The sequence below is a fragment of the Christiangramia sp. LLG6405-1 genome (assembly GCF_045055805.1).
Taxonomy (GTDB): Bacteria; Bacteroidota; Bacteroidia; order Flavobacteriales; family Flavobacteriaceae; genus Christiangramia.
Genome location: NZ_CP159330.1, coordinates 2,361,057 through 2,382,395 on the forward strand (window position 1 = coordinate 2,361,057; position 21,339 = coordinate 2,382,395).

A 21,339-nucleotide genomic window follows, 5' to 3' on the forward strand; every position below is an offset into this window, starting at 1 on the left:
ATAGATTTTTAAAATTCTAAAATAAAAAAAGCCTGCTTCTAGAAGCAGGCTTTTTTATTTTTGGTTGAGACTTGATTATTTAAGATTTCCAACCATATCTTTTGGATCTACCCATTCATCAAATTCTTCATTCGTTACGTAACCCAGATTGGCAGCTTCTTCTTTTAAGGTAGTACCATTCTTATGAGCTGTGTTAGCAATTTCAGCAGCTTTATAATATCCTATTTTGGTATTCAAAGCAGTAACCAGCATCAATGAGTTATTTAAATGCTCTTTGATGCGTTTGTCGTTGGCTTCGATCCCACGTGCACAATGTTCCTCGAAAGATAGACAGCCATCACCAATAAGCTGAGCACTTTGTAGCAAAGCGTTTGCCATTACCGGCTTAAAAACGTTTAATTCGAACTGTCCCTGCATTCCACCTACGCTCATGGTCACATCGTTCCCCAAGATCTGGGCACAAACCATGGTAAGCGCTTCACACTGGGTTGGATTAACTTTACCAGGCATGATCGAAGAACCTGGCTCATTCGCAGGAATATTGATCTCTCCAATACCACTTCTTGGTCCGGAAGCAAGCATTCTGATATCATTTCCTATTTTGTTCAGAGAAACAGCGATCTGTTTTAGTGCTCCGTGAGTTTCCACAAATGCATCATGTGCTGCCAAAGCTTCAAATTTATTTCCAGCAGAGATAAAAGGCATCTCCGTAAATTTTGCGATAAATTCAGCAACCCTTTTTGAATATCCTTTTGGAGTATTAAGTCCGGTTCCTACCGCAGTTCCACCTAAAGCAACTTCAGATAAATGTGGTAAAGTATTTTCCAATGCTTTAATGCCATAATCTAACTGTGCTACGTATCCACTGAATTCCTGACCAAGGGTTAGGGGAGTGGCGTCCATAAAGTGTGTACGCCCAATTTTCACGGTATGCTTGAATTCTTCAGATTTCTTCTTAAGAGTATCTCTTAGTTTTTTCAAACCGGGAAGCGTATTCGTAGTCACTTTTTTGTAGGCAGCAATATGCATTCCTGTTGGGAATGTATCGTTCGAAGATTGAGATTTATTCACATCATCATTTGGTTGAAGTGTTTTTTCCCCTTCACCAATATTCTTACCTGCGATCTGGTGAGCTCGGTTGGCGATCACTTCGTTCACATTCATGTTACTCTGTGTACCACTTCCAGTTTGCCAGATCACCAATGGAAACTGATCATCGTGTTTACCTTCCAGGATCTCATCACAAACCTGTGCGATAAGGTCTCTCTTTTCTACTGGAAGAACTCCAAGTTCACAGTTAGTATATGCGGCAGCTTTCTTTAAGTATGCAAAACCATATATAATATCCAGTGGCATGGAGGACGCAGGTCCAATTTTGAAATTATTACGGGAACGTTCAGTTTGAGCACCCCAGAGTTTATCTGAAGGAACTTTAACTTCCCCCATGGTATCTTTCTCTATTCTATAGTCCATATTTTAAAAATTGGTTGTTTCGCAAAGTTAATATTTCGCTAATCTTATTAATCTAAAAAAACTTTAAAATTGGTGGATCTTTTATTCTGAATTATATAAATCTTATATCAGGCTTTAATCTATTAGAAGAGCTTTGAAACACTCGTTATTTCCCCGCTTATAAGATTTCAAAATACTGTAAATCAATTATCTAAATTAAAATAGGGGGAAATTCCCTTTTCATTGTAGCACAACTAGCTTTATCTTTAGACTATTGTTTAACTAAATTCATAATAATGAAAAAACAGCTAGTATTACTCGTTTTTTCATTAGTAGTTTCAATATCCCTCGTAAGTTGTAGTGCTAATGACGATGGTCCTGCAGATTCAGATCAATTTCTGAATGCTGATGTAAACGGAGTTTTTTTTAACTCATCTAATAATTCTGCTGCTCTTAGCTTCCGTAAAGATTACAATTCCCTGGGAACAGTTAGTTTGTACGTACGATCTATTTCTGATCGTGGTGAGATTCTCGATTTTCAGATCGATAATTTTACCGGGATTGGAATTTATCGACTTGGCGACCAGGTTTACAACAAGAACTGGATAAGTTATAGTACTCACGATCATGATCTTTGGGCGATAATGCCTAATGGTGCTCCAAACGATATCACTAACTTTATTGAGATCACGAGTAATTCTGATGATCGTATTGAAGGAAAGATTTCCTGTAGTAAATTGTGGAATGAACAACAAAGTAGCTATGCACCAATTGAAGGGCAGTTTAAACTTAATATTCGGCTTTAAATACATCAATCAAAAGGCGAACAATTCCCTAAGTTTAATAATTCTTCAAAAAGTGATCAAATTCCTGTGATAAGCGATCAGGTATTTATATCTTTGACCTGATTTAAATCAAACTTTACCATTATGTTCGAATTCGATCAATACCTTGGATTTTTAGCGTTCCTTACGATATTAACGATGGGTTTCTGGCTTATGATCTTCCTGGTAGCTTTCGTTCCTTATTGGATCGGTGGGTCTGTTGGAGAATTGATCAAAGAAAAACGTGAAGCTCGTAAAAAAGCTAAAGCGGAAAAAGCATAAAAAAAAGGGACTTATTTAAGTCCCTTTTTTTTATTTCCTGTTATACCGGATTATTAAAATTCTCCTTCGTCATAATCTTCGTCATTTCTTCTCTGTTGACGCTGTTTCTTCTGATTAAACCTATAGATAAAGGATACATTCACTGCCTGACCTTGTCTCCATTGGAATTCACTGTCCTGTTCAAAAAATTCAGTATTCGTATAAGATGATCTCTTTCTACCATTTAGAATATCACTCACATTTAATGCAATGGTAGCTTTTTCATTCAGAATTTCTTTACTCAGGGCTAAATCTATAGAAAGGATACCATCCTGAGTTCCCTGAATTTCATCTGATGGCCCTCGATAAAAAGCATTTGTTTGCCAGTCAATTTGTAGAGGCAGTGTCACTTTTGAACTAAATCGCGCAAACCAACTTGTATTTTCGGTATTATAACTATCTCCATTAAATTCACCATCCAGCTTAAATCTAAAGTAGTTAAAGCTACCATTTAATCTCAACCATTCGGCAGGATTGTATAATACCCCAAGTTCACCACCCATTCTATCGTTTGTCGCCAAGTTAAAAGGGATGCTTCTAATAACTGTTTGCGGAATTGTTTCTGGTCCCTCTTCAGGAAAATCAGGATTCGCAATCTGTATATCAATTTCTTCCTGCACTCTTTGAAAAGCATCAGTTTCTCTCTGATAATAAACAGAAGAAGTTAAAGTAACTTTCTCCCATCTTTTCAAATATCCAATATCGAAACTGTTTGAGTAGGCTGGTTGCAGATTTGGATTTCCCTGAAAAATGTTATTTCGACTACTTCTAGATGGAAACGGATTAATATACCAACCTCGAGGTCTGTTAATTCTACGGTTATATCCAAATGTGATATTTTCTTCTTCCGCGATTTCGTAGATCACATTCAGTGTTGGGAACACCCCAAAATATTTATTATCAAAATTTGTAGTGATATCAAAACTAAACTCTTCTCTTAATTCTTCCTGAGTAAGTTCAGAATCAATATCACCTTTTAGTTGTGTATGCTCAGCTCTTAACCCTAAAAGAAAACTAAAATCTCCGAATTTGGTACCATATTGAGTATACCACGCGTGAACATTCTCATCATAGTCAAAAATATTAGTCTGATTACGATTCAAAATAAAATTACTATTACGATCCTCTTGCAACAGTGAGTAATCGGTTACCTCATTTTCAAAATTTCCTCGATAACCAGCTTCAAATTGGGAATTCTCTCCTATAGGTCTCACATAATCTGCTTGAAGTAAATACTCTTTTTGATCTTCAGTAGTTAAAGTTCTCTCTCTGGGGATGAAAATCTCTCCAACACTAGTAGAATTAAAATTAATTGGCTCACGGATAAAGGCTTCTTGCTCTTCCTTATCACGTTCTATTTGAAAGTCTGTAGTTAATTCATGTCCTATATTATCAAACTTATTTACGTAATTAATGGAGAATTGCCAACTGTTGTCTTCTTCAACTTCATTTTCAAGACGCGTGGTTCCAAGCACCCTGTTTCCATCAAGAAAATAGTCGTTTACATTCGTAGTAAGATCTTCATCATCCCCAAGTCTATAGAATAAAGCTCCGGTTATGGAAGATTGTTCATTTAAATAGTATTCTATTCCTAAATTGGTATTGAAGCCTCTATTGATTCTATCATAATCTCTATCTTCAACATTTCGATCATATTGAAGACCGTCGAGAAAAGTATCCTCACGAGTATCAAAGTATCGAGTATCGAAGAACGCTTCGCCCGGAGATTCTCTATATCTATAACCCGTGGTGGTGAAAAGATTATATTTATCGGTTCGGTAATTAAAGTTTGCGTTGATCCCTGCGTTGGCCGGATTACCACCATTAATTGTTAAGGAACCATTGAATCCCAGAGTTTCCTTCTTTCTAAGAATAATATTAATAATTCCAGCAGTACCTTCAGCATCATATCTTGCGGAAGGTGAGGTGATAACTTCAACTCTCTCGATAGCTTCAGCTGGTAGTTGGCTTAGAACATCTGTACTACCAAAACCGGCCATTGCAGATGGTTTACCGTTTATCAATATTCTTACATTCTCATTCCCTCTAAGACTTATACCTCCTTCTATGTCTACAGTGACAGATGGTACGTTGTTCAAAGCATCACTTACTGTTCCTCCGGCAGTGGTAAGATCTTTTCCAATGTTATAGATCTTCTTGTCAAGTCTAACATCTACTTGTGTAGTTTCTGCCCGAACAACTACTTCGTCAAGATTTTCAGATCCAAGTCCAAGTAGGATAGTTCCCAGGTCCAGATGTGAATTTACATTTCGGTTTTTAAAAACTTTAGATTCGTAGGAGATAAATTCAACAGTGATCGTATAGGTTCCTTCCTGCACCGTGATCTCAAATTCACCATCTATATTGGTAACAGTTCCATCTACTTTTGAAGGATCGTTGGTATTCTGAACTGCGACAGTAGCGTATTCCAGAGGAACATTTAGCTCGTCGTCCAGAACCTTACCGGAAATGGTATATTTTTTAAGAGGTGAAGGGCCTTGAGCATAAGATTTAAAACTCAGCAAGCCGATAAATAGGAATAGTAAACTTAAGGTATAGATCTTCCGATTGGTCATTATATAATTTTACCCTATGACCATAGGAAACCCACTTAGTTTAATGAACGAGGGTTAAAATATTGTTAAGCGTGAAAATAATTTTTATAAACAACTGCAGCTATTTGTAAATCAGGATTTTCTGGTTAGCTGTTTATTTAAATGAATATATCTATTAAATTGATCCTCATTCATAAATCTTTGAAGCGATTTGTATTCACTCTTCTGGATAGTTTTCAATTTATTCACTTGCTGTCCTGTTCCTAAACTGGAATTAATGATCTCGTTCTTCTTAATAGTGTATTCTATGATCGCATCTTCCAGAAGTTGCGTCTGGCCCAAAGTCAGGTTTAACTGATTTTTCCAGGTTAGAGTAAGCTCAGCGGCGATTTCCCTAATTTCTCTGCGATTTTGTTCGTGAATATGGATCTGAGAGTATACGAAACCAGCTACTGCCGCAGCGGCCAGACCAATAATTGTAATCCTGTATTGTAGTTTCATATGAATAGTTCTTATAGCAATTTATCAATTTCAGTAGCAGGTCTTCCAACTACTGCATTTTTATCATTTTCAATAATAGGTCTTTCAATCAATTTAGGATTTTCCACCATAATATGGATTAATTCATCCTCACTTAGATCTTTCCCCTTGTAATTATCTTTCCAGACCTTTTCTCCAGTTCGCACTAATTGAATAGGGGGATAACTTAATTTCGCTAGTAGCTGTTCAAGCTCATTTGCTGAAAGTGGATCTTTAAGGTACTCCCTGATTACAAATTCCTTACCAGAATTCTTCAGAAGTTCGAGTCCTTCTCTGGATTTCTTACATCTTGCGTTATGGTAAATAGTGTATTTCATCAAGTCTTAATATAAACATTTCAGATTAAAAAATAAAAGCTTTAATATGAACTAATCTTCATTTTTCTGTCCCATCATCATTAAAAAAGCTTTCAGAAAAGGATCAATAGCGCCATCCATTACAGCATCAACATTTCCGGTTTCTTCCGCAGTTCTAACGTCTTTTACAAGCTTATAGGGATGCATCACGTAATTACGAATCTGCGATCCCCATTCTATCTTCATCTTAGAATCTTCGATCTCTCTTCGTTGCGCCTGTCTCTTCTGAAGTTCAATTTCAAATAATTGACTCTTTAATAACTGCATCGCCTTGTTCTTATTTTCAAGCTGAGACCTGGTTTCAGAATTTTCGATAACAATTCCAGTTGGTTCATGACGAAGACGCACAGCGGTCTCTACTTTATTTACGTTCTGTCCACCTGCTCCGGAAGATCTCATGGTTTCCCAGCTAAGATCTGAAGGATTGATATCAATTTCTATAGTATCATCTACAAGTGGGTAGACATAAACAGAAGCGAATGAGGTATGCCGTTTGGCATTACTATCAAAAGGAGAAATCCTAACAAGCCTGTGTACTCCATTTTCACCTTTTAGCCAACCAAATGCGAATTCACCTTCGATTTCGAGTGTAACGGTTTTAATTCCAGCTACATCACCGCCCTGATAATTGAGTTCCCTGATTTTATACTTTCGCTTTTCAGCCCACATCATGTACATGCGCATAAGCATTTCAGCCCAGTCGCAACTTTCAGTACCTCCAGCACCCGCAGTAATTTGTAAAACCGCGCTCATGCTGTCTCCTTCTTCGGAAAGCATATTTTTGAACTCAAGGTCTTCTATAAGATCGAGAGCATCATCATTTTTTTTCTGAACATCTTCCGCAGAAGCCTCATCCTCTTTATAGAACTCGTAGAGGACCTCCAGATCTTCTACTAAGGTTTCGGCTTTTGCATATTCATTTACCCAACTTTTTTCAGCATTGACCTCTCTCATAATCTGTTCAGCCTTTTTAGGGTCATTCCAGAAGTCTGGAGCAAAGGTCTTTTCTTCCATGTTGGTTATTTCAATTTTTTTGGCATCAATGTCAAAGATACCTCCTTAACGCAACCAGGCGCTCTTTGAGATCTCTTATGTTCTCGGTAGTAATCATATGTTCGATTTGACGTAAAAATAGAATTTAGGGGTGTTTCGGGAAAGTATTTAACGAATAATTTTTAGCTTTAGACGGCTTTAAAAAATCCATCTATGCGCTACTTCTTATCTATCCTTCTGGCATTCAGTATATCCATGTCTATAAACGCACAGTTCCTTGAAAAAAAAGAGGATCTTAAATCTTATGACGGATTTTTTGATTTTCACTATAACGAAAATGAGGACGAGATCTACCTTGAAGTTGACAGCTTAAATACTGCTTTTTTATATACTCAGTTCTTAACTACCGGAGTAGGATCAAATGACATTGGACTTGACAGGGGGCAACTTGGTAATACGAAGGTTCTGGAATTTAGAAAGGCAGGTAATAAATTGCTATTAGTAGAGCCCAATCAAAATTATCGTGCAATCACTTCCAATCAGGCTGAAAAGAATAGTGTAAAAGAAGCTTTTGCAGAGTCGGTCATATTTGGTTTTGAAATCAAAGAGACTATAGATTCAACTTTTATCATTGATCTTACACCGTTTTTATTGGAAGATGCACATGGCGTTAGTGAGAAGCTGAAGAAAGGTAAGTTCGGATCTTACAGCCTCGATAAGTCCAAGAGTGCTCTTAGCATGGATCGAACTAAAGCCTTTCCAGAGAATGTAGAGTTTGAAGCACTTCTTACATTTTCAGGAAAACCTACAGGAAGGACAGTAAATTCTGTAGTGCCTGATGCCAGTAATATTACCGTTAAGCAGCATCATTCTTTAGTCAAGTTACCTGACGATAATTATAAAAAACGTGCATTCGATCCCAGAAGCGGTTCCATCTTTATTTCTTACCAGGACTATGCAAGTCCGGTTTATGAACCAATCACAAAACGTTATGCGATACGCCATAGGCTGGAAAAAAAGACACCAGATTCCTTAGTAAGCGAAGCTGTTGAACCTATTATTTATTATTTGGACCCTGGTACTCCTGAGCCTGTTCGGTCTGCCTTACTGGAAGGTGCAGCCTGGTGGAATGATGCTTACGAAGCCATTGGGTATAAAGATGCATTTCAGGTCAGAATGCTGCCTGAAGACGCTGATCCTCTAGACGTAAGATATAATGTGATTCAATGGGTTCATAGATCTACCAGGGGTTGGAGCTATGGAGCGAGCGTTGTAGATCCAAGAACTGGTGAGATTATCAAGGGGCACGTAAGTTTGGGTAGTTTGAGGATTCGCCAGGATTTTATGATCGCACAGGCGCTTTTAAATAAACCATTTGCAGAATCTGATGAGAATATTGAACCTATGATGGAAATTGCGCTGGCAAGAATTAGACAATTGTCTGCGCATGAGGTTGGGCACACTATAGGATTTGCACATAATTTTTCGGCAAGTACAAGTGACCGCGCATCTGTAATGGACTATCCTCATCCACAATTCAGTTTGAAAAATGGTGAAATTTCTGCGGAAGACGCCTATGCTACGGGGATAGGCGAATGGGACAAGGTTACCGTTCAATATAGTTATGGAGATATACCGAAGGGTAAAAAAGAAGTTGACTTCCTTGAGGAAACTCTTGAAGAAGCTCAAAGAAACGGACTTATTTTTATATCTGATGCTGATGCCCGTGCTGCAGGTGGAGCAAATGCACAAGCTCATTTATGGGATAATGGTAAAAATGCGATTGATGAACTTGAAGATGTTCTAAAGATCCGCAAACAGGCAATACAAAACTTCTCAGCTGATAATATTAGAAGCGGAGAGCCATTTTCAGTGCTGGAAGATGTATTTGTACCGCTATATTTTTTCCACAGGTATCAAACTGAAGCCGCAGTAAAACTTGTAGGCGGACTCAAATATGAATATGCAGTTAAGGGTTCGGAGAATTTAAACGTGAAAATTCTGGATGGTAATCTTCAGAAGAAGGCGATTAAAGAGGTATTAAAAACTCTAAAAGCTGAAGAAATCGCAATTCCGAAGGAAAAGCTGGAGCTGTTTCCACCTCGTGCTTTTGGATATAGTCGTGACCGTGAAAGTTTTAAAAGTAATACCGATGTTGCTTTTGATATCCTGGGAGCTCCAGCGACCGCAGCAGGAATGACCATGCAATTCCTTTTTCACCCGGCAAGAGCTGAAAGATTGATTCAGCAGAAGGCCGTAGATAATAGTAATCCTGGTCTAGAATTTTTGTTGCAGGAAACTGTTAGCAATACGATCAAGTCAGACTATAAAGATGAATATCTTAATAAGGTCCAGCAAACGGTAAATTTCGTAGTTTTTAAACACCTTCTTAATCTTGCAGCCAATGACAGATCCACTAGCATGGTTAAATCAATAGCGAACACTGAAATTGATGAGGTACAACAATGGCTTCGGAAGAACAATTCCGCAGTTAACAGAGAAATGCTAAGAAATATCAAAGAATTCAGAGAACATCCAGAGCAATTTCATTTGAAGCTGAATATTCCGAAGATACCTGATGGATCACCAATAGGGAATTAATAGAGAAGCATATAATCTACTGTTGCTGCTGTTGCTGAGCCGTAACTTTCACGGTGTATTCAGTTTCATTCTTACCCGTAGAATAGACCATTCCTTTTAAGGGAGGGCAGTCTGTATAATCCTTGCCATGAGCAACCTTAATATGATTCTCTGCAGCGATTAGATTATTTGTTGGATCAAAGCCAATCCAGCCGCTATCAGGCAAGCAACATTCTACCCAGGCGTGCATTTGCGAATCTCCAAAATACCCATTTCCCTGGTGTAAATATCCAGAAACATATCTGGAAGGAATTCCAAATTGTTTGGAAATAGCAATAAACAGATGTGTAAAATCCTGACAAACACCTTGCTTATTCTTGAGAATATCGTTTAGATCTGTATCGATCCCGGTGACATCGGTCTTAAAGGTAAAATTCTCTTTGATCCACGCATTTAAATTCAGTAAATTCTGAAAGAGACTAATTGTTTTATCAAACTGAAAAGATACTTCTTTAGGTAAATTCGTTAGCTCTGTATCTCTAAGAAAAACGTCATGATTAGCTCGAAATTCAATCGATCTCAATTTTTCATATTCTTCTTCTGAAAATTCCTGGTTGACATTCTCAAAAATATTTACCACACTTTTCAGAAGTTTGAATTCAGCTACGAATTCGATCTCGCGAAATCTTTCTCGGGTGTTGATACGATACGTCTGAAAATCATAGCCGTTAATACTACTTTCTACAGGAATATTCAGGGAATTGTTGAAATCGCTGGAGATCATCTCCTGTGAATCATTATCTTCAGGAGTTACGAGGAATTGCCAGAGTGCTCCACTAGTTTCATTTTCGTAGGTATTGGTTGCCACGTAACGTATAGTATAATCCAGCTTCATATCAATTATTTTGCAGAGTCAAATTAAGATCAATTTTATGGATTAATAATGAAAATATTCACGTTGTAGTTTCATTCCTATTTCATTAAGATCGTCCAGTATATTTTGAATGAACAGTTCAAGATCCACTTCAATTTCTTCGATCACTTTGAATTGATATTTTGCTCTCACCCTTCCAATTAGAAAAGCAGCTGAGTTTTTACTGGGATGTTTTTCGGTACTAAGAACTAAAATATGTTTACAAACCTGGTTCAATGAGTTCATGACAGATCTTGGACAATCGGTATTCAGAATTAAAAATTCCAGCGTAGTGATACTAGTGGGTGTTTGCCTGTAAAACCTACGCATCATGTCGTACGATTCAGTACATTTTAGTAATGTGGTCCATTCATAACTATTTCTTATCGTATCACCATAACTTCCCTGTGCTATCACAGCATCTTTATATTTTGAGTTAATAATCCTTATGACCTGGGTTGCTCTTTCAATATTAACCCCAAGCATGATAATGGCATATACTTCATCATGTAGTAAGGTTCCACGTATCTTACCTCGTAGAATTGATACATGTTCTGCCACCTGAACGGTAAAATCATACAGCCCTCTTTTTTTAAAGTTATCAATCGGATAATTCAGAACAAAGTGGTAGAATTTATTAATGGATTCATATAATTCCGTAGAAATTAGATCCCGCGCGCTGTTGGCATTTTCTCTGGCCAGTTTCACGTAATTGATAATTGAATACTGTTTATCGGGATTTAATGCGATATCAAATAATACTTCTTGTTCCTCCAGCTGTTCATCATTTGTACTATGATCATCTGCCATGAAAAGCATAGACTTGAGCACAAATTGCCGGGATTGTGATAGCTCATTGGGTGCATCCAGAGATGCGAAATAATTTACATTTAAATATCGTGCTATATGTTCTGAACGTTCGATATATCTACCCATCCAGAAAAGATTATTGGCTACTCTTGCTAACATAAATTATTGATTGTTTTTTAAAACCCAGGTATCTTTAGAACCTCCACCCTGAGATGAATTAACGATTAAATTTCCTTTTTGAAGCGCAACACGTGTCAAACCACCTTTAAGAACAAAATCTTTATCCTGTCCTAAAAGAGTAAAGGTTCTTAGGTCCACATGTCTTGGTTCGAAACAATCTTCATCTTCAATATAGGTGGGATGAACTGAGAGTGACATAATTGGTTGTGCAATATATTTTCGAGGGCTAGCAGAAATCGTTCGTTTCACTTCTTCGATCTCTTCAGAAGAAAGTCGGTTTCCTATGGAGATTCCGTAGCCACCTGCTTCATCTACAGGTTTAACGACCAGCGTTGCTATATTGTCCATTACAAATTTCAATTCATCGGGTCTGCTACAATGATATGTTGGAACATTATTCAAAATAGGTTCTTCGTCAAGATAATATTTAATGATCTCTGGCATATATGTATAGATCGCTTTATCATCTGCCACGCCAGTTCCCGGTGCATTTACTAAACATACATTCCCTTTTTTATAGGAGGCCATTAGACCTGGTACTCCCAGAGCAGAATTTGGTTTGAATTCGAGCGGATCTATAAACTGATCATCAATCCTGCGGTAAATAACATCCACTTTTTGCGGTCCGTTGATGGTCTTCATATACACAAAATCATTTTCGACAAAAAGATCCCGTCCTTCAACAAGTTCCACACCCATCGCTTTTGCGAGATAAGAGTGTTCATAATAAGCTGAATTATATATCCCCGGAGTGATTACCACGCAATTTGGAACATCCACACCTTTAGGTTTGACGCTTTCCATGATCTCCAATAGATTTTCAGCATAATCTGTCACAGAATATGCCTGATAATGATTGAAAACTCCGAAGAGAGCTCTCTTCAGGGCGGTTCGGTTGCAGATCACATAACTTACACCGGAAGGACAGCGAATATTATCTTCAAGCACGTAGTATTTGCCATCGGAATGTTTGATAAGATCGGTCCCGGAAATATGATTATAAATTCCTCCAGGTGGATCAAAACCATTCATCTGGTCTAGATAGTTGGCAGAAGAACTGATAAGATTTAAAGGGACAATCCCTGCTTTAATGATCTTTTTATCATGATAAAGGTCACGGAGAAACTCATTTAGAGCCTTACTTCTCTGTAATACTCCTTTTTCAATATGTTCCCATTCTTCAGCATCAATGATACGTGGGAAAAGGTCAAAAGGAAAGATCTTTTCTTTGATCTCATGATCCCCGTAAACCTGGAAAGTAATACCCTGATTAAAGAATGACGATTTTGCCTTATCATTTAATCTTGCAAAATCCTTCGCAGAATGTTCGCTATATAGATTGAATAAGGTGCGGTATGTTTCTCTTACATTATCATTCTCGTCAAAGATTTCATCATAAAGTTTTGGATCCCGGTTATAAGATTCAAAGGTTGGATTTTCGGTATTCGATTTCATTGATCAACTTTTCATATAAAGTACAAATTAAATGAGTGGTAATCATATAATTAATTAAAAACCTGTGAATTATGTAGTAACACGAATATGTTGCCGATTATATTTCAGAATAAATATTTATAGCCCTGTTTTTTATAGATTTCTAAATACCGCAGAAAGAATTTTTAAGTTTTTACCTTAGCAAACAGCAAAACTTATTTGATGAAAGAAATAGATTTAAGAAGTGATACGGTAACCAGACCAACAAAAGGAATGATGCAGGCAATGATGACTGCGGAAGTTGGTGATGATGTATATAAAGAAGATCCAACTATTAATGCTTTGGAGAAAAAGCTAGCCGATATGTTTGGGATGGATGAAGCCTTATTTTTTCCTACCGGTAGCATGGCGAACCAGGCAGCGATCAAATTACATACACAACCCGGAGAGCAACTCATTTGCGATAAGTGGGCGCATGTGTTCAATTATGAGGGTGGTGGTGTTTCCTTTAATAGTGGTGTTTCCTGTAAACTTGTAGATGGTGATCGAGGGATGATCACTGCTTCCCAGGTAGAAGAAAATATCAATGCTCCAGATTTTTATCATAGTCCGTTGACTACTCTTGTCTGCCTTGAAAACACTACGAATAAAGGAGGTGGAGCATGCTATGAACTTGAAACCATCCAGGAGATTCGTAAAGTGTGCGATGGCCATGAACTTGGGTTGCATCTTGATGGAGCGAGACTTTTCAATGCTTTTGCTGAAAAAGATTATACTCCCAAAGACTTCGGAAAAGTGTTCGATACCATTTCGGTTTGTCTTTCCAAAGGTTTGGGAACTCCCATGGGTTCAGTTCTAATAGGAAAGAAATCCCTGATGAAAAATGCCATTAGAGTACGAAAGGTTTTGGGAGGAGGAATGCGCCAGGTAGGTTTTATGGCTGCCGCAGGAATCTACGCTCTGGATAATCATCTTGAGCAGCTGAAGAAAGATAATGATCGCGCAGCAGAACTTTCAGAATTATTAGCGAAACAACCTTACGTAAAAAGTCTTGAGCCGACCGAAACCAACATTATTATATTCTATCTGAAGGATGAGGTAAAAGAACTGGAGTTTATGCAAAAGCTCGATGAGAAGAACATACGAATTAGTAATATGGGACAGGGAAAACTTAGAATTGTAACACATCATGATTATACTGAGGAGATGCACCAATTCTTTAAGGAAACCTTGCAGAAAATACGTTTCTAGAGTTTCTTAACTAAATATTAGCAGGGCTTTATCATAGAAGAAATAGACTTTCCTGTAATTTTCGGAAAAACTTAAAGCAATGAAAAATTTAAGACCAAGACAGGCAGTTCCAGAACTTATAGTGAAAACTACTAATGGTATGGACTGGAACCTGAGAGATAACCAACCTGAGAATTTCACCATGCTTATTTTTTACCGAGGTATACACTGCCCGGTTTGTAAAAGCTATCTTGAGGAATTGAACACTATGGTGAACGATTTTAAAGATAAAGGAGTCAATATCATTTGTGTAAGTTCCAATACTAAGGAATTAGCTGAGAAAACTGTGGAAGAATGGGATGTTGATAATCTCACCATAGGTCATAGTTTTGATGTAGAAGACGGAAGAAAATGGGATTTGTATGTTTCTGAAGGGATCAAAGATTCTGAACCTGCTGAATTTGTAGAGCCAGCTTTATTTCTAATAAGACCTGACAGTACTTTATATTCGGCTAGCATACAGTCAATGCCTTTCGCGAGACCACAATTTGTGGATCTTATTAAGTCGATCTCTTTTGTGAATAAAGAAGATTACCCTGCCAGGGGAGAGGCATAGTAATTTTAGAATAAACATAAAAAAAAGCGGGCATTGCCCGCTTTTTTTATTTGAACATGTCCATTCCAGGAATGTCTGGCATTCCATCTTTAGCTGCAGAACCAATTTCAGCTTCATTGATATCTGTTGCCTTTTTAATCGCTTTGTTCATGGTAAGAACCAGGTAATCTTCCAGTTGTTCTTTATCATCCAGTAATTGCTCGTCTACACTAATATTTTTGACTTCGCGATTTGCGGTGATGGTCACTTTTAGCAGTCCATCTGCAGATTGTTCATCTATTAATACAGTATCAAGTCTCTTCTTGGTTTGTTCTACTTTTTCCTGGGCTTCTTTCAGCTTATTCATCATGCCCATCATATCTCCAAACATATCTATTTCGTTTTAAAAATTGGTAAGCTCAAATTTACTAAATTCAGGTTTGAAATAAGCCATTATGAAAAGACTATTCGTTATTCTGTTAGGATGCATTACATTTGCAAGCGCTCAAAAAAACAATGATTTGGAAAAGAATTTGCAGGCTCCGATCGCCAAAAAGATCGAGAAAAAATTAGAGAAGCACGGTGATGTGCGTATCGATAATTATTTCTGGATGAATCAGCGGGAAGATCAGGAAGTATTGGATTATTTGAATGCTGAAAACGCATACAACGATCAAATGACTGCACATACTAAAGATTTTCAGGAGAAATTATTCCTGGAGATGAAGGGCCGTATCAAAGAAGATGATGAGTCTGTTCCTTATATGCTGAATGGTTACTGGTATATTACCCGGTTCGAGAAAGGATATGATTACCCGGTATATAGTCGGAAGAAGGAAACTCTTGAGGCAGATGAAGAGGTGATGTTCAATGTGAATGAGATGGCTAAAGATTTTGACTATTATAGCCTTGGAGGTCTTAATGTTTCTCCAGATAACACGATGGTGGCTTTTGGAACCGATACGGTAAGCAGAAGACAGTATACCATCAGGATCAAAAATCTGGAAACAGGTGAGATCTATGATGAAAATATAGAGAATACTACGGGCGGTTCTACATGGGCGAATGACAATAAAACTCTTTACTATACTAAAAAGGATCCTCAAACTTTAAGATCCTTCAGAATCTATAAGCATATTCTGGGAACAGATCCTGAAACCGATGAGCTTGTATATGAAGAGGAGGACGAAACATTCAATTCTTATGTTTACAGATCTAAATCTAGGGAATATATTATTATAGGTTCTCATAGTACGTTAACTACCGAGTACCGTATTCTTGATGCTAATACTCCAGATAAAGAATTTAAAATTTTCCAGGCTCGTGAGCGCGGACTTGAATATAGCATTGCGCATTATAAGGACGATTTTTATATAGTAACCAATAAGGATGATGCCACCAATTTCAAATTGATGAAGACTCCGCTTGGTCAAACTGAAAAAGAACACTGGGAAGATGTGATTCCTCATCGCAAGGATTTCTTATTGGAGGATATCGATATCTTCCAGAAATACCTTGTGGTTAGCGAGAGAACAAACGGACTTAACAAGATAAGGATCATCGAGTGGGAAGGGAATAAAGAATACTATATTCCGTTCGATAATGAAACTTATACTGCCTATACTTCCATAAATCCTGATTTTGACACAGACTTGTTGAGGTATACCTACAATAGTCTTACTACTCCAACTTCAGTCGTTGAATATAACATGAAGACCGGAGACAAGACAATATTGAAAGAGCAGGAAGTTCTGGGTGGAAATTTTGATAAAGATAATTACACTTCAGAACGTATCTGGGCTACAGCGAAAGACGGCACTAGCATTCCTGTTTCTTTGGTATACAAAAAAGGACTTCAGAAAGATCAAAAAAATCCCCTTCTGCAATATGCTTACGGTTCCTATGGTTCTACAATAGATCCATACTTTTCAACTGTGCGACTGAGTTTGCTGGATCGCGGATTCATTTATGCCATTGCACATATTCGAGGTGGAGAATATCTGGGCAGGGAATGGTATGAGAATGGGAAACTTTTTCAGAAGAAAAATACATTCACAGATTTTATCGATGTTTCTGAATTTCTGATCCAGGAAAATTATACTTCTTCCAACCAATTATATGCCATGGGAGGTTCAGCAGGAGGATTGCTGATGGGTGCAGTCGTGAATATGGCACCAAATTTATATAATGGGGTTATTGCTGCCGTACCGTTTGTAGATGTCATCACTACGATGCTGGATGATAGCATTCCTCTTACCACAGGTGAATATGACGAATGGGGTAATCCTAATGAAAAGTCATATTATGATTATATGAAAACTTATTCTCCCTATGATAATGTAGTAAAACAGGATTATCCAAATATGCTAATTACTACAGGTCTTCACGATAGCCAGGTACAATACTGGGAACCTACCAAATGGATTGCGAAACTTAGAGAATATAAGACAGATCAAAACGTTTTATTATTACATACCAATATGGATGCTGGTCATGGTGGTAGTTCAGGAAGGTTTGAAGCGCTTAAGGAAGTGGCTGAAGAATACGCGTTTTTACTGGACCTTGAAGGAATTAAGGAGTAATTAAAAAATTTGACTTAAATTTGTCGATTAGTAAAATGTGTGAAAATGCATTTTATTTAAAGATCATTTTATGAGAGAAGATTTGCATGTTTACGATAACGTATTGCAATTAGTTGGAAACACCCCGTTGATCAACTTAAATAAAATCACTAAGGATTTCCCCGGAAAATACTCCGCAAAGATCGAAGCTTTTAATCCAGGTCATTCCTCGAAGGACAGGATCGCTTTGTACATTATTGAAGAAGCTGAACGAAAAGGGATTCTGAAGCCCGGAGACACAATTATTGAAACAACTTCAGGTAATACAGGTTTTAGTATTGCGATGGTAAGTTGCATCAAAGGTTATGATTGTATTCTTGCCGTAAGTTCAAAGTCGTCCAAGGATAAGATCGATATGCTGAAGACAATGGGAGCGAAGGTACATGTGTGCCCGGCGAACGTTCCGGCAGATGATCCAAGGTCTTACTACGAAGTTGCAAAAAGGCTTCATTCTGAAATTAAAGGATCGGTGTACATTAATCAGTATTTTAATGAGCTAAATATTGATGCTCATTTTAATTCTACAGGACCAGAAATCTGGAAGCAAACTGAAGGAACTATTACACACCTTGTTGCCTGTAGTGGTACTGGTGGAACAATTTCTGGAACTGCGAGATTTTTAAAGTCGAAAAACCCTGAAGTAAAGATCCTTGGAATCGATGCATTTGGTTCAGTTTTGAAAAAATATCATGAAACCAAAGAGTTCGATAAAGATGAGATCTATCCCTACAGAATTGAGGGTCTTGGAAAGAACCTGATCCCATCAGCAACAGATTTTGACATGATAGATAAGTTCATGAAAGTTAGTGATGAGGATGCTGCGCATACTGCCAGGCAACTTGCGCGTGCCGAAGGTCTATTTGTAGGTTATACCAGTGGAGCAGCAATGCAGGGATTGAAACAATACCAGGAAGACGGTGAATTTGATGAAAATTCTAATGTGGTATTGATCTTTCCAGATCATGGTTCCAGGTATATGAGTAAGATATATAGCGATGACTGGATGAATGAACAGGGTTTTCTCGATGCTCAGAAAGATTCAAAATCTCATTCTATAGAGATCATCAAATAAAATATTAACAATTATTAACAAAAGCATCCTGTTCTTTGCAGGATGCTTTTGTTTTTGTTAGATTTCGATGTTTATAATTTACCTTGTAAAATTGGGCCAATTTTCAGTATTTTTGCGGCTCGTCTAAAAAATGACCGATGAAGGATTTATTTGATAAGATTTACAAAGACAAAGGACCGTTAGGAAAATGGGCGGAACAGGCAGAAGGATATTTTGTATTTCCAAAACTTGAAGGACCTATTTCCAATAGAATGAAGTTTCGAGGTAAGAATGTAATTACCTGGAGTATTAACGATTACCTTGGTCTTGCCAATCATCCTGAAGTTCGTAAAGTAGATGCTCAGGCAGCTGCAGATTATGGATCGGCTTACCCAATGGGAGCCAGAATGATGAGTGGTCATACAGATCTTCATGAGAAGTTGCAAGATGAACTTGCATCTTTTGTAAACAAACAGGCAGCATACCTGTTGAATTTTGGATACCAGGGAATGGTATCTACGATCGATGCATTAGTATCCAAGCAGGATGTTATTGTATATGATGTTGATGCTCACGCATGTATCATTGATGGAGTTCGTCTTCACCTTGGACAGCGATTTACTTACAAGCACAACGATTTGGAAAGTATCGAGAAGAACCTGCAGCGAGCAACTAAGATCGCTGAACAAACAGGTGGTGGTATTTTGCTTATTTCTGAAGGAGTTTTCGGGATGCGAGGAGAGCAGGGAAGACTGAAGGAGATCGTTGAATTAAAGAAAAAATTTAATTTCAGACTTTTCGTTGATGATGCCCATGGTTTTGGAACTCTTGGTAAAACAGGAGCCGGAGCAGGTGAGGAGCAAGGCGTTCAGGATGATATTGATGTATACTTCGCAACTTTTGCAAAATCACTGGCAAGTACTGGTGCATTTATCGCTGGAGATAAGGAGATTATGGATTATTTGAAATATAACCTAAGATCTCAAATGTTCGCTAAATCGCTACAAATGCAATTGGTAGTTGGAGCTTTGAAGCGTCTGGACATGTTAAGAACTATGCCAGAACTCAAAGAAAAACTTTGGGAGAACGTAAATGCCTTACAAAACGGATTAAAAGATAATGGTTTCGATATTGGAACTACGCAAAGTTGTGTGACTCCTGTGTACCTGAAAGGAAGTATTCCGGAAGCAATGGCTCTTGTAAAAGATCTTCGTGAAAATCATGGTGTTTTCTGTTCGATTGTAGTTTACCCTGTAATTCCTAAAGGTCTTATTCTGCTTAGAATGATTCCTACGGCAACGCATACGCTACAAGATGTTGAAGAGACCTTAACTGCCTTTTCAGCAATTAGAGAAAGATTAGAAAATGGTACTTATAAAAGACTTTCAGCTTCAGTAGAAGCAGCGATGTCTAATAAATAAGGATTATCAACTATCATAATAAAAAAAGGCCGGAAATTCCGGCCTTTTTTTATTGATCATTATCTTCAGAATAGTCCTCAGCTTCACGGCTAAGTTTCCTGCTCCTTGCACGTCTTTTATTTCCTTCATTAGATTCCTCCAGGAATTCATCTACTTTGTGCAAATCCAATCGATATGAAACACCGAGAGCGACCTGCCAGCGGGAAGGAGTGTCTTTGAAATTTACCAGTCCGCTTACATCAAACTGAAGGTTTTCACCCACAAGATAAGCAGCACCTCCACGAAGTAGATCATCAGCATACAGGTCACTTTTGATCCCCTGGTATTCTCCAAAGATTGCAAAATTAGGTGTGATCGTATGAGTTACCGTTGCAATTCCAGTATAGGTTCTATATTCTTCGGTTAGCTTATCTGCAATAATATTCATCACTAATACCCATCGCCCCCAATTGTTTTGCGTGATAAGAGCTACCTTCGGACTAAATTTATTCTCTCCTTCGACCAGGTAAGGATTATCACCAAAGGCGAAGTTTGCCCCGGCGTAGATAGACACTGCAGGAATCAGGGTTTTCCACTTAAACTTTCTGTTCGCATACCAGCTTCGAATGTTTGGTTTTTCCTCTTCCATATTTTTATATGGATCGTAGAATAGATATTTAAGACCAAGCGTATTGGATTTAAAATTTCTTCCTGAAGTTTCCACTGTATTGCCGAGAAAATTCCGAACGATATCCTGATTTTCAAAAGCACCGGTAAGATTGATCTCAAGGTTCTCCATTAGGAGACCATACCGCAGTTGGTAGTCCACTCCCCAAATGTCGATATCGGCGCCTAAACCTTCATGCATATCGTTTCCAAGGTAGAATCCCGATTCCACCTGAATCACATTGGTTCCTACAGCGAAAGCCCCCTGTGATTGTCCCGGCCGGTTGGAATTTATGGTTTCAGTATATTGTGCCTGAACAGTGACGCCTGCCATTAACAGAATCAGGCTGAAGATGCATGTATTGCGCATAACTTGCGGGGTTAATTCAATCAAAGATATAAGTTTTATTATAATTTTATTGCTGAAGCTACTTCCAATCTGAACGCTTATTTTTATTTTTGTCAAAAGCATTAGAATGTTAGAAGCATCCTTATCTGGAGTATTAAAATTTGTACTTTTAGTATTACTTATATATTTCGGATTTAAAATAATAATTCGATTTTTCGGCCCTCTTATTCTCAAATATTTTATGCGGAAAATGGGTGAAAAGTTCGAACAGCAGTTCGGTCAGCAATTTGGTAATCAATTTGGAGGTGCAGCTTCCAAAAAGTCAAAATCAAATCCTACAAATATCGGTAAGGAACCTAAAGCCAAACCCAATAAGGATAAAAAGGTAGGGGAATATATCGATTACGAAGAAATTGATTAATTTCGAGACTTAGCAGGTATTAGATCCTGTTTTTAAAATTTTCAGTTT

Annotated in this window: 19 protein-coding genes; 9 read left to right on the forward strand and 10 right to left on the reverse strand. The window is 37.7% G+C overall.

What is annotated here, in order from left to right; genetic code table 11:
• Positions 1-75: 75 nt before the first annotated feature.
• The gene (fumC, locus tag ABVM50_RS10810; RefSeq protein WP_405198585.1) at positions 76-1,473 is read right to left on the reverse strand and encodes a class II fumarate hydratase; all 1,398 of its coding nucleotides are present in this window, start codon (positions 1,471-1,473) and stop codon (positions 76-78) included.
• Positions 1,474-1,748: 275 nt separating this feature from the next.
• Here fumC and ABVM50_RS10815 point away from each other — a divergent pair, with 275 nt between their 5' ends.
• Positions 1,749-2,258 carry a hypothetical protein gene (locus ABVM50_RS10815; protein ID WP_405198586.1) on the forward strand — a complete coding sequence of 170 codons (510 nt, stop codon included), beginning with the start codon at positions 1,749-1,751 and terminating at the stop codon, positions 2,256-2,258.
• 123 nt (positions 2,259-2,381) lie between these two features.
• Entirely contained in the window at positions 2,382-2,558 is a 177-nt protein-coding gene (locus ABVM50_RS10820; RefSeq protein WP_026916335.1) for a hypothetical protein, read from the forward strand.
• Positions 2,559-2,611: 53 nt separating this feature from the next.
• Here the strand turns inward: ABVM50_RS10820 and ABVM50_RS10825 are convergent, their stop codons facing one another.
• The 4 genes from ABVM50_RS10825 to prfB form a co-directional block, all read right to left on the reverse strand.
• On the reverse strand, positions 2,612-5,173 hold the full coding sequence (locus ABVM50_RS10825) for a TonB-dependent receptor domain-containing protein (RefSeq protein WP_405198587.1): 2,562 nt from the start codon (positions 5,171-5,173) through the stop codon (positions 2,612-2,614).
• Positions 5,174-5,284: 111 nt separating this feature from the next.
• Positions 5,285-5,653 (reverse strand): hypothetical protein, encoded by a 369-nt coding sequence (locus ABVM50_RS10830; RefSeq protein ID WP_405198588.1) that lies wholly within the window; start codon positions 5,651-5,653, stop codon positions 5,285-5,287.
• 11 nt (positions 5,654-5,664) lie between these two features.
• Positions 5,665-6,009, reverse strand: a complete 345-nt coding sequence (gene arsC, locus ABVM50_RS10835) for an arsenate reductase (glutaredoxin) (RefSeq protein WP_405198589.1) — start codon at positions 6,007-6,009, stop codon at positions 5,665-5,667.
• 51 nt (positions 6,010-6,060) lie between these two features.
• A protein-coding gene (gene prfB / locus ABVM50_RS10840) for a peptide chain release factor 2 (protein ID WP_405198590.1) occupies positions 6,061-7,159 on the reverse strand; the annotation gives its coding sequence in 2 pieces (ribosomal slippage) (positions 6,061-7,095 and positions 7,097-7,159; 1,098 coding nt in all).
• Between the two features lie 95 nt (positions 7,160-7,254).
• On the opposite strand from prfB, the gene ABVM50_RS10845 reads away from it, so the two are divergent.
• A complete protein-coding gene (locus ABVM50_RS10845) occupies positions 7,255-9,642 on the forward strand; it encodes a zinc-dependent metalloprotease (protein WP_405198591.1) in 2,388 nt (795 codons plus the stop codon).
• Positions 9,643-9,658: 16 nt separating this feature from the next.
• Here ABVM50_RS10845 and ABVM50_RS10850 read toward each other — a convergent pair whose 3' ends face one another.
• Genes ABVM50_RS10850 through ABVM50_RS10860 form a run of 3 tightly spaced genes read right to left on the reverse strand, consistent with a single transcriptional unit; the run spans position 9,659 to position 12,979 of the window.
• Positions 9,659-10,516: a transglutaminase family protein gene (locus ABVM50_RS10850; RefSeq protein ID WP_405198592.1), complete on the reverse strand. Its 858-nt coding sequence runs from the start codon at positions 10,514-10,516 to the stop codon at positions 9,659-9,661.
• Positions 10,517-10,558: 42 nt separating this feature from the next.
• Positions 10,559-11,503: an alpha-E domain-containing protein gene (locus ABVM50_RS10855; RefSeq protein ID WP_405198593.1), complete on the reverse strand. Its 945-nt coding sequence runs from the start codon at positions 11,501-11,503 to the stop codon at positions 10,559-10,561.
• A gap of 3 nt (positions 11,504-11,506) precedes the next feature.
• Positions 11,507-12,979, reverse strand: coding sequence for a circularly permuted type 2 ATP-grasp protein (locus tag ABVM50_RS10860; protein WP_405198594.1), 1,473 nt, complete (start codon positions 12,977-12,979; stop codon positions 11,507-11,509).
• Between the two features lie 201 nt (positions 12,980-13,180).
• On the opposite strand from ABVM50_RS10860, the gene ABVM50_RS10865 reads away from it, so the two are divergent.
• Both ABVM50_RS10865 and ABVM50_RS10870 read left to right on the forward strand, forming a co-directional pair.
• Positions 13,181-14,209, forward strand: coding sequence for a threonine aldolase family protein (locus ABVM50_RS10865; RefSeq protein WP_405198595.1), 1,029 nt, complete (start codon positions 13,181-13,183; stop codon positions 14,207-14,209).
• A gap of 79 nt (positions 14,210-14,288) precedes the next feature.
• On the forward strand, positions 14,289-14,804 hold the full coding sequence (locus tag ABVM50_RS10870; protein WP_405198596.1) for a redoxin domain-containing protein: 516 nt from the start codon (positions 14,289-14,291) through the stop codon (positions 14,802-14,804).
• 46 nt (positions 14,805-14,850) lie between these two features.
• On the opposite strand, the gene ABVM50_RS10875 is transcribed toward ABVM50_RS10870, so the two are convergent.
• On the reverse strand, positions 14,851-15,174 hold the full coding sequence (locus tag ABVM50_RS10875; protein ID WP_141877619.1) for a YbaB/EbfC family nucleoid-associated protein: 324 nt from the start codon (positions 15,172-15,174) through the stop codon (positions 14,851-14,853).
• A 64-nt stretch (positions 15,175-15,238) separates the two neighbouring features.
• Here ABVM50_RS10875 and ABVM50_RS10880 point away from each other — a divergent pair, with 64 nt between their 5' ends.
• From ABVM50_RS10880 to ABVM50_RS10890, 3 genes are all read left to right on the forward strand, one after another.
• On the forward strand, positions 15,239-17,365 hold the full coding sequence (locus tag ABVM50_RS10880; protein WP_405198597.1) for a S9 family peptidase: 2,127 nt from the start codon (positions 15,239-15,241) through the stop codon (positions 17,363-17,365).
• A 70-nt stretch (positions 17,366-17,435) separates the two neighbouring features.
• Positions 17,436-18,476, forward strand: a complete 1,041-nt coding sequence (locus ABVM50_RS10885) for a PLP-dependent cysteine synthase family protein (protein ID WP_405198598.1) — start codon at positions 17,436-17,438, stop codon at positions 18,474-18,476.
• A 137-nt stretch (positions 18,477-18,613) separates the two neighbouring features.
• Positions 18,614-19,876 (forward strand): aminotransferase class I/II-fold pyridoxal phosphate-dependent enzyme, encoded by a 1,263-nt coding sequence (locus ABVM50_RS10890; RefSeq protein ID WP_405198599.1) that lies wholly within the window; start codon positions 18,614-18,616, stop codon positions 19,874-19,876.
• A 49-nt stretch (positions 19,877-19,925) separates the two neighbouring features.
• Here ABVM50_RS10890 and ABVM50_RS10895 read toward each other — a convergent pair whose 3' ends face one another.
• Positions 19,926-20,855 (reverse strand): transporter, encoded by a 930-nt coding sequence (locus tag ABVM50_RS10895; protein WP_405198600.1) that lies wholly within the window; start codon positions 20,853-20,855, stop codon positions 19,926-19,928.
• A gap of 142 nt (positions 20,856-20,997) precedes the next feature.
• On the opposite strand from ABVM50_RS10895, the gene ABVM50_RS10900 reads away from it, so the two are divergent.
• Positions 20,998-21,291, forward strand: coding sequence for a DUF4834 family protein (locus tag ABVM50_RS10900; RefSeq protein WP_405198601.1), 294 nt, complete (start codon positions 20,998-21,000; stop codon positions 21,289-21,291).
• The last annotated feature ends 48 nt before the right edge of the window (positions 21,292-21,339 follow it).

Excerpts from the sequence above, each read along its gene's own strand:
- ABVM50_RS10875 (WP_141877619.1), bottom strand. The coding sequence starts at position 15,174 with ATGTTTGGAGATATGATGGGCATGATGAATAAGCTGAAAGAAGCCCAG.
- fumC (WP_405198585.1), bottom strand. The coding sequence starts at position 1,473 with ATGGACTATAGAATAGAGAAAGATACCATGGGGGAAGTTAAAGTTCCT.
- ABVM50_RS10900 (WP_405198601.1), top strand. The coding sequence starts at position 20,998 with ATGTTAGAAGCATCCTTATCTGGAGTATTAAAATTTGTACTTTTAGTA.
- ABVM50_RS10845 (WP_405198591.1), top strand. The coding sequence starts at position 7,255 with ATGCGCTACTTCTTATCTATCCTTCTGGCATTCAGTATATCCATGTCT.
- ABVM50_RS10820 (WP_026916335.1), top strand. The coding sequence starts at position 2,382 with ATGTTCGAATTCGATCAATACCTTGGATTTTTAGCGTTCCTTACGATA.
- ABVM50_RS10825 (WP_405198587.1), bottom strand. The coding sequence starts at position 5,173 with ATGACCAATCGGAAGATCTATACCTTAAGTTTACTATTCCTATTTATC.
- ABVM50_RS10885 (WP_405198598.1), top strand. The coding sequence starts at position 17,436 with ATGAGAGAAGATTTGCATGTTTACGATAACGTATTGCAATTAGTTGGA.
- ABVM50_RS10830 (WP_405198588.1), bottom strand. The coding sequence starts at position 5,653 with ATGAAACTACAATACAGGATTACAATTATTGGTCTGGCCGCTGCGGCA.
- ABVM50_RS10850 (WP_405198592.1), bottom strand. The coding sequence starts at position 10,516 with ATGAAGCTGGATTATACTATACGTTACGTGGCAACCAATACCTACGAA.
- arsC (WP_405198589.1), bottom strand. The coding sequence starts at position 6,009 with ATGAAATACACTATTTACCATAACGCAAGATGTAAGAAATCCAGAGAA.
- ABVM50_RS10895 (WP_405198600.1), bottom strand. The coding sequence starts at position 20,855 with ATGGCAGGCGTCACTGTTCAGGCACAATATACTGAAACCATAAATTCC.
- ABVM50_RS10870 (WP_405198596.1), top strand. The coding sequence starts at position 14,289 with ATGAAAAATTTAAGACCAAGACAGGCAGTTCCAGAACTTATAGTGAAA.
- ABVM50_RS10855 (WP_405198593.1), bottom strand. The coding sequence starts at position 11,503 with ATGTTAGCAAGAGTAGCCAATAATCTTTTCTGGATGGGTAGATATATC.
- ABVM50_RS10860 (WP_405198594.1), bottom strand. The coding sequence starts at position 12,979 with ATGAAATCGAATACCGAAAATCCAACCTTTGAATCTTATAACCGGGAT.
- ABVM50_RS10815 (WP_405198586.1), top strand. The coding sequence starts at position 1,749 with ATGAAAAAACAGCTAGTATTACTCGTTTTTTCATTAGTAGTTTCAATA.
- ABVM50_RS10865 (WP_405198595.1), top strand. The coding sequence starts at position 13,181 with ATGAAAGAAATAGATTTAAGAAGTGATACGGTAACCAGACCAACAAAA.
- ABVM50_RS10890 (WP_405198599.1), top strand. The coding sequence starts at position 18,614 with ATGAAGGATTTATTTGATAAGATTTACAAAGACAAAGGACCGTTAGGA.
- ABVM50_RS10880 (WP_405198597.1), top strand. The coding sequence starts at position 15,239 with ATGAAAAGACTATTCGTTATTCTGTTAGGATGCATTACATTTGCAAGC.